Source organism: Protofrankia sp. CiP3 (assembly GCF_917627345.1).
In the GTDB taxonomy this organism is placed as follows: Bacteria; Actinomycetota; Actinomycetes; order Frankiales; family Frankiaceae; genus Protofrankia.
In genome coordinates, this window is sequence record NZ_CAKJTM010000136.1 from 1,299 (window position 1) to 9,507 (window position 8,209).

Below are 8,209 nucleotides of genomic sequence, written 5' to 3' on the forward strand. Positions count from 1 at the left end.
GAGGTTGTACCGGGAGGCCAGGGTGTCCGGATGGTCCGGGCCGAGCACCCGCCGCCGGTCGGTCAGGGTCTGCTCGAACAGCGTGATCGCCTCACCGACCCGCCCCGCCGTCTGGTAGGCGCCGGCGAGGTTGTGCCGGGAGGCCAGGGTGTCCGGATGGTCCGGGCCGAGCACCCGCCGCCGGTCGGTCAGGGTCTGCTCGAACAGCGTGATCGCCTCACCGACCCGCCCCGCCGCCGCGTAGGCGCCGGCGAGGTTATTCCGGGAGGCCAGGGTGTCCGGATGGTCCGGGCCGAAGATGGCCTGGTAGAGGGCTTGCGCGCGATGTAGGTACGGCAGGGCTGCGGCCAGCTGGCCATGGTGGTCGAGGAAGACACCGGCCCGGTCGAACAGCCACGCTCGGTCCTGGTCGGCCGGGGCTTCATCAGCGAGCACGGCGGCGACGTGCGGCAGCAAGGACCGCCACGGCCGCCACGACGCCGGTACTCCGACGATGTCAGCGGGCAATCCCCGCCGCAACAGCCGGACCACCGTCCGCTCGGCCCGTTCCGTGCTCGGCATCGCCGCACGGGTCGTCGCCGCGACCAGCCGGTGGATACTGACCGTGTCATCCTCCCGGTGGGCCAGGTTAAACCCGACCAGCGCGCCGACGGTCTCCGCCCACTCCAGCGGACTTGCCGCAGCATCTCGCAATGGCCCGCTCTCTAGCACGTCTACTCCGGCCGTGACAAGGTCTAACGGGATTGGTGCGTCCGCGCAGACTGCCAACAGCTCCAGCAAAGCGACCGCTGCCGGTCGCTCGGCCCGTAGCCGGGCCATCGACAGCTCCCACACGGTGGCCACCGTCGCCGTCGGCCGGTCCGCCACTCTGCCGCGGCCGAGCATGTCTGCGAGCCGGTCGGCCAACAGCGCCGCGTAGTCGGCCGGCGGCATGTGGGTGGTCTCCAGGTAGCCGGCGGCCTGTTCGACGGCCAACGGCAGATCCCCCAGCAGATCGGCGATCCGGTCCGCCACCGACGTGTCCATGGTCGGGAACCGGTCCCCCAGCAACGCCACCGACTCGGCCCGGAGAAACGTCGACACCTCCACCGTGGCGCCGAGCCCCCCCCAGCCGGCCCGCCGCGAGGTCACCAACAGCCGGCCGGCCCCCCCGGTCGGACGGAACCCGGCCACCACTGCCGGGTCTTCCGCATTGTCGAAAATCAGCAGCCAGCGCGGATGCGCCACGGTCAGCGCCGCCAGCACCTCGGCCGGCTCGACATCGCCCGGCAGCCCCAACGCCGGTGCCATCCTGGTCACATACTGGCCGATCAGCTCCGGCTGCTCCGCCGGCACCCACCACACCGCATCAAACTCGGCCGCATGCCGGTGGGCATATTCGAGTGCCACCGCAGTCTTGCCAATCCCACCCATCCCCTGGACCGCGACAACCGCCACCGCACCCAACGCCGACAGCTCGTGGTGCAAGGCGTCGAGCAGATCTGCCCGGCCGACGAAATGCGCCGACCGCGGCGGCACATTCCACACCGCCGGAAGATCCCCGGGGAACCGCGCCCGCGCCGGCACGGCCCGCATTCCCAGCGGGAACGACGTTTTGGTCGCTGGTTTCGGCCGCCCCCCACGCACCGCCAGCCGCGCCACCTCCACCAGCCGCGTCCGCGCCTGCGCCTCACTCAGCCCGAACACATCCACCGACACGACTTGGCCCAGAAACCCAGGCCGGTCACAGTCCGCCACGCGCACCAGCAGCAGCTTCCGTTCCCCGCCGGTCGGGTCGGCAGCCCACGCCGCCTGCCACTCCGCCGCCCCATACACCGAACGGGCGTAGTCCTCGGACAGCACCGCGATCGTCCTCGCCGCGCGGCGTACCCCCTCGTGCATCCCGGCCGCCCAGTTCGACCCCGGCACGAAGTCCCACGCCTGCACCAGCACCCGGAACGCCGCCTCTTCCAACGACCAGGCGATCCACTCCGCCCACGCCCGATCCACCGCCGTGTAGGACACGAAGAAATCCCAGCCCCCCCCGCCGCCGTCCATGGGGTCTGTGAGGGTGAGGGCTGCATCGGGTTGGAGGCGATCGAGCGCGGGTAGCTGTCGACCGGCTACGAACACTCGCACGCCAGCGGTATGAGCGAGGATTTCGATCTGCTGAACTATGGCGGCGGGTTCGAGGGCTTCATCCAGGTGATCGAGAACTATGATTGTTGGCCGGCTCAACCGTGCGACGGCCTCTTCGACGAGTTGGGAGAGTGTGCGGTTCGGCCATCGGTCGCTGTGTAGCCAGCTGCGCAGTGCTCGGTCGATCTCCTCCGCACCCTGTCCTGAAAGGTCGAGTGCGAAGTCGACGGTGATGGGGTTGTTGTCGAGCGCCGCCCAGTTGATGGGGATCGACCTGCTGCGGAGCTCCTCATACCAGGTTGGGGCACCGAGAGCCACCAAGGCGGCGAGTGCGGTGGACTTGCCCGTCCCAGGGGCGCCACGGACAAGGAAAAGGCCGCCGGTGGAGCTTCGTAGCCATCGGAGCATCTCCTCGGGTGGCTGTGGATCGTTGAATCCCGGCATCGACAGTAGGCGGTCGAGGAAGGTGCGGTCGAGGTGGGGGACGGGGACGGCATCTGCAGCAAGTCGCTCGCCGTTCGTGGATGGCAAGCCTAGTTTGGGAGCCAGGTGTAGTAGAAGTTCGGCGAATGGCTGCTGCTCCGCGTCCAGCCGGGCGCGTCCGGACGGGTCGGCGAAGAGTGCTTGCACACGGCCGGTCCCCGTGTGCTCGGCGAGATAGGCACTGACGGCGTTGAAAGCGTCCCATTCCTGGAAGACGGTGCCGCCACGCCGCAACAGGCCTGCTGTGCCCTCGAAGAACTGGTAGCGGGGCGCCGGCGCCGGGCCCTGGGGCGGAATCTGTTCAAGGAGGCCGCCGACGAGAACCTCAGCGAGTTCGGTGACACTGGTGTCGGGCATGAGACGGTCTTGGAGTATGCGCATCAGCGGCAAGGACAGTACCGGTGCCCCGGCCAGCACCTGGGCAAGCTTCTCTGCGCCCCGTGAGGCCCGTGCGCGGAAGGCACGTACCCGATCCTCGGCGGTGAGGCTGGTGTTGGCCACGGCTGGCGGCGGTCTTGTCGGGACATCGGCGATCACGGCGTCCACCCATTCGGTACCTACAGCGATAGCCTGCGCCCAGGTGGCCACGGACTGCGGGTCGAGAGCGATCACGGGAATTGCCACGCCGGGCCGTCCGGCCTGCGGCCTGTCAGACCACCAGGCGTGGTCGATATCGAGGCAACTGTTGGGGCAGGCCGGCCGTCGCGCCCTTACCGATGTATGGAGATCGCCGAGTGCTGTCGCGGGCCAGTAGTGGTTCGGCAGCACCTGCAGCAGCATCGTCGGCATCGCCGTGCCCCACTGGGTAAGCGCATGCCAGGGGGACGGACTGAACCAATGCTCCCCGACCGCGTCGGTGGCGACGAGTATGACGCGCCGGCCCGAGGGGTCGACGAGTCGGTCGGGGGAGTGGGTGGATCCGGTGGAGTCTCGCACCAGCGCTGCGCCCGGGTCGACGTTGTCGTCGGCGACAAATTCCCACCGGGTGACCGAGCGGAAGGCTCCCACCTGGGTTAGGAGCCGTTCGAGCTCGTCGAAGACCTCCTGCCACACAACCATGGACGGCGCGGAGTCGACCACGAGGGCGATGTCGAGCCAGCGGTCCAGCTCGGGTGTGAACGCGAGTACCAAGCGGTGGGCGTCGGCGGTTGCTTCGACCGTGGCATCAAGGTCGAGGACACGGCGTATGCCAGGGCCGCGCACCCGCTTGAAGGGGCGGAAAGCTCGAGTGAGCTCCAAGGGGCGGCCCAGAGGAGCCGGCGGGCGAAGCCCGACCACGCCGGCTGCGACGGCCGGCCCACCGACCTCGGTGCCCGGCTGGTGCAGGCCCAGCACCGGGTCCGATTCGCCGGCTGATAGAGGGGGCACGGGTGACGTCGCCTGACCGGTCGGCTGCCGGCTTCCGGTGACGGCGGCGGGTATGTCGCTGCTAACCTGACCATCCCCGGTGAGAGCTGGCTTGTCCGGAGCGGACTTCTGCGCCGCTACCAGCCACAGAAGATCGGCAATGTCCTCCGCGGTGAAGGCGGCACCGGCGGCGGCAATGGCACGGGCCACAATTGTGATCATCGTCATGTCAGCTCGGCGAGGATGAGCGCCTCGAGGTTTGCCCTGCTTGCCGTGCCGGCCCCAGCGTCACCGGTGACCAGATGGATTAGGTTCAGGAGCTGGTCGAGGGCAAGGCTGTGGCCCTCGCGGAGCTTTCTGCCGAAATCCTCGATGGCGGCCCGTTCCCGGTCCGCCACAGCGTCACCCAAGTGGCAGGCGACTATCCGCGCGAGCAGGTCCGGGTCGGGGGTCGGCATTTCGAAGCGGATGCAGCGGCGCAGAAAGGGGGGCGGGAACGCCCGCTCGCCATTGCTTGTAAAAACGATCACCGGGATGTGCGTTGCCCGCACGACGCCATTCGTCACGGTGTACATGGCGCGGTCGGCGCCCCGCACCGTGTAGGTGACATCATCGCGGCTGGCTGTGGTGGACCGGGCATCGCGGACGAGCGGAGGAATGTCGAACTCGCCGAGCTCTAGGACATTGAGCAGGTCGCCAGGCAGGTCGAGGTCACTCTTGTCGATCTCGTCGACGAGCAGGGCGCGCGGGTGTGTATTGGACGCCAACGCGGTCCCCAGGGGCCCCAGGGTGACGTAGTCGTCGACGCCGAAATCGGCCGGCCCGGGCGTCCCCCGCGTGGTCTGAGCTTTGGCAACCTGCGTGGCATGCAGGCGGCCCAGGGCGTCGTACTGGTAGAGGGCGTCACCGAGCGTGCTCTTGGAGGTGACGTGCCAGCGCAGCACCTCGCCGAGCTCAAGCTCGTCGGCGATCAGGTCGACCAGAGTGGACTTGCCGGAACCAGGGAGGCCGGTCAGCAGCAGGGGACGGCGCAGGTGCAATGCGGCATTCACCGCCTCGACCAGGCCGGGTGTTGCCTCGAAGCGGGTCGGCTCCCCGCGCTGGCCCAGCCGTGTGCGCCACGGTGGCGGCGGAGGGACGACCGCCCACGCCGGTGAGGGGTGTCGCGGTTCGCCCCGACCGGTGAAGATTTCCCACGGCATCGGCCACCTTCTCTCGTCAGGCTACGGGCCCCTGAGGGACGACTCGCGGCAACGCGAACTTCTCCCTCCCGCCAGGGTCATCCCAAATGATCGTGAAGTGTTTGATGTCGAGATCTTGGAGCCTGTCTGGGAGCACGGCACGGCGGGCGGGCGCCGGTACGTCTGTAGCGGCTGCGGTGGTTTTTTCGACGGCCGTGGCGTCGGTGCCATTGGGGAACCAGACCACGAAAGCGCAGCCTTCCCGCAGCATGATGCGCAGCGTGTCTACCGAGGCCTTGCCGTCCCTGCCGGCCACCAGGTAAGGCTGCCGCATGCACCCGCGGAGCCACTGCTCGAGGTTCTGCCGGCCTGCCATCGCCGGGACCACAGCCGGGTCGGCGGTCCAATCCGCTCCGCGGGCGCGCTGTTCCAGCAAGACACGCAGCCGCTGATCGCGCAGGCGTTTCGACCAACGTAGACGGGGTCGGCACCGGGCACTTAACGCCTCGTACTCGCCGTCGAGTTCGACGAGGGGCCAATGCTCGATCCCCCGGTCGAGCAGGCCGCGAGGAGCCGACAAATCCACCAAGACGTTACCATGTAGCAACGCAACCCGGCCAAAGAGGCGACGCAACGCGTCCTGCAAACCTTGTTTCGACGGCGTGCACACTTCCTCGTCTCTGAATGTGTCATCCTCCGTGTGTGCAATCACAGATATTCGTCGCGGCCACAGCGACCCTCGTGGCGGTTCGTCTCCGAGGTCGACCAACAGCCACGCCTGTTTAGCGCGCTTGTCGATGTGATCTTGGGCGTCCGCCAATTGGTGGCCAATTGACTGCAGCCATTCCGATAGTACCGCACTATCGACCGACGCTCGCCGATCGTAGGCGATTCCCAGGACGAAGCGGGCGAGCGCATTGAGGGACACTGTCCCAGGACGGCGTCGTTCGGCGATCGCTGCTGCGGCAGCCTCCACCAGCAGAGCGTCACTCGACCCGCCGTCCGGCCACATGCCGACCTCGCCCCGGTAGATCTGCTGCAGGCGGCCGAGGGTCACCCGGTCTGCTTCTAGGGCCGTGAGCACCGGCTTGGCACCGATGGCATCGCACAGCGCGGCGGCCACGTCGAGAGCCTGTAACATCTGGGCGTCCACCACAGCCCCATGCAATCGATGGTACTCGAGCGCTCCCAACAGGTCAGCTAGCCCAGCACGGTCCCAACACACCGGCAGGGATGACAATGCACCCCTGGCGACCATGCCGCCCAACAGGTCGCCGTACCGGCTGCGTACCTCGGGCACGAACTCGGGAGAGCCAGGCTGAACCAGCCTGGCTGAGGTGGTCCCCATCACCGGATGTCGGCCGGGCAACCGGGCACGGTGCGTCGCAGCGGCGGAGGCGGTGTATTCGTCGGCCACGACCCTGTCGAGTTCCAAGTCCGCCGACGCCGGAGGCTGACCCCTTCGAGACTCCTGTGGGTTGTGGATTCCTAGGTGACGCAACTTCATGACGACCAGATTGGCGAAGGTGCTCGGGTCTTGCTCGCCCACCATGACGGATTTGACGGAGGATAGCAGCCCGTCAATCGGAGTCTCATCCAACCTGGCCGGAAGCAGATAGTCGGTCCGATCTTTCTTCGCCCGCTCCAGTGCCGCGCGGCACTGTAACCGGGCCTCGTCGTCGCCGACATAGTGCTTGGAAATGAATACGACGACCAGCGAAAAACGGTCGCGATAGTACTCGACTAACGTCTCCGTCGTGTGTTTACCCCAAAGTTCGACAACAGATTCCAGGTCACCGTCGTAGAAGCGAAAAATCCCCCTCGTACGCAGCTCGGCCGCGACGCGGGCGACGTAGGGGCGATCGGGCTCGGCGAACGAGAAGCCGACCGGATACCGGTTCGGGTTAACCTGCGCCGGGTCGGTGGCCTCCGTCGTCACGTCGAGTCCTCAGCTCTGCCCGGAAACGGCACATCGATCAGCGGTCGGGATGTACCAAAACGGACCGCGTTCGCCAGGTCGACCAGCCGACGCGACGCGGTCGCCGCATCCACACCGAACAGGTCACACGACTTGATCCGGCCAGCGAAGCCGGGAAGTTCGCATTCTTCGATTCGTGCCACCGCAATCGGCCGCCCGCGACCGTCGCCGTGATCGGCAGCGGAAAAGATGCCGTCGTCCGTTTTCCATCCTGGCGTCATGGCGGAAAAGGCCCGCGAGGCAACGATGAGATTCGCCACCGTTACCGGTGCCCGCTCCGCACAGCGTCCACTTTCCGCAGCACCGGCTGCCTCCCACACCCATTCGTCAACAACAAAACGATGTCGTCGAAGCTGTTCGGCAATCCAGACCGCCCACTGCCCGTCCGGGCTCAGATACAGCACCCGGATGTCCGACGCTCGCGCCGCCGGCCCTGAAGGTCGGGTCGCCATATCCAGGCTGACCCACTTCGCTCGTAGCAACTCGGCAAACTGAGCCGGCGCGTACTTGGTCACGTCGAGAGAAACGAGGCTCGACGGGATACCCGGCAACACGGTTACGTCAAATCGGGCCGGCAGAATATATTCCCGACGCTCTCGTACCGCCCGTTCCAGCGCAGCCCGGCGTTCCAAGATCGTCCAGTCACGTCGAGCATATTCCGCCGATATGAACATCACCACCACACCTGCCTGCTCGCTGTACACAGCGGGAAGGACCTCGGTCAAGTAGTTACCGAACAGCGCGACCTGCTCGTCGGTGTCATAGAACACCCGCAGCCCAAACGCCTTGAGCTCCTCGGCGACCTGGTGAACGTACGCACGCTCAGAGCCCGCGAACGACAACGCGACGTCGTACTTCCAGGCCCGCTCCCCCATACCGCCAATGATGCCACACCGCGGGCACGAGCTGTCACGGAGGGCGCCGCACAGCAGCAGTCGCGCGATTCGAACCCGGCATCCATACCCCAGCGACCTTCTGTCCTCCATCCACCTTGGCAGACACAAAGACAATGGTGCCCTCTGCCGGTCGTTGCCCAGAGTAGCAGGACCTAGATCGTTCTGAGCATGAACCGGCTCTTCGAAACGTCCTGTCATCGGGGGAC

The 8,209-nt window shown here is 67.1% G+C and carries 4 protein-coding genes; all 4 read right to left on the reverse strand.

Going from position 1 to position 8,209, the window contains the following annotated elements:
• Window positions 1-4,176: FxSxx-COOH system tetratricopeptide repeat protein (gene fxsT, locus MJ797_RS24130; RefSeq protein WP_239341568.1), on the reverse strand; the 4,176-nt coding region annotated here is incomplete at its 3' end.
• Window positions 4,173-5,150: a MoxR family ATPase gene (locus MJ797_RS24135; protein WP_239341570.1), complete on the reverse strand. Its 978-nt coding sequence runs from the start codon at window positions 5,148-5,150 to the stop codon at window positions 4,173-4,175. The genes fxsT and MJ797_RS24135, both read right to left, overlap by 4 nt.
• A gap of 16 nt (window positions 5,151-5,166) precedes the next feature.
• Window positions 5,167-7,068, reverse strand: a complete 1,902-nt coding sequence (locus MJ797_RS24140; protein ID WP_239341572.1) for a TIR domain-containing protein — start codon at window positions 7,066-7,068, stop codon at window positions 5,167-5,169.
• A complete protein-coding gene (locus MJ797_RS24145; RefSeq protein WP_239341574.1) occupies window positions 7,065-7,982 on the reverse strand; it encodes a TIR domain-containing protein in 918 nt (305 codons plus the stop codon). The genes MJ797_RS24140 and MJ797_RS24145 overlap by 4 nt, the downstream gene beginning before the upstream one ends.
• Window positions 7,983-8,209 lie beyond the last annotated feature (227 nt).

Coding starts and splice junctions, on each gene's coding strand:
- MJ797_RS24135 (WP_239341570.1), bottom strand. CDS start 5,150: ATGCCGTGGGAAATCTTCACCGGTCGGGGCGAACCGCGACACCCCTCA.
- MJ797_RS24145 (WP_239341574.1), bottom strand. CDS start 7,982: ATGGGGGAGCGGGCCTGGAAGTACGACGTCGCGTTGTCGTTCGCGGGC.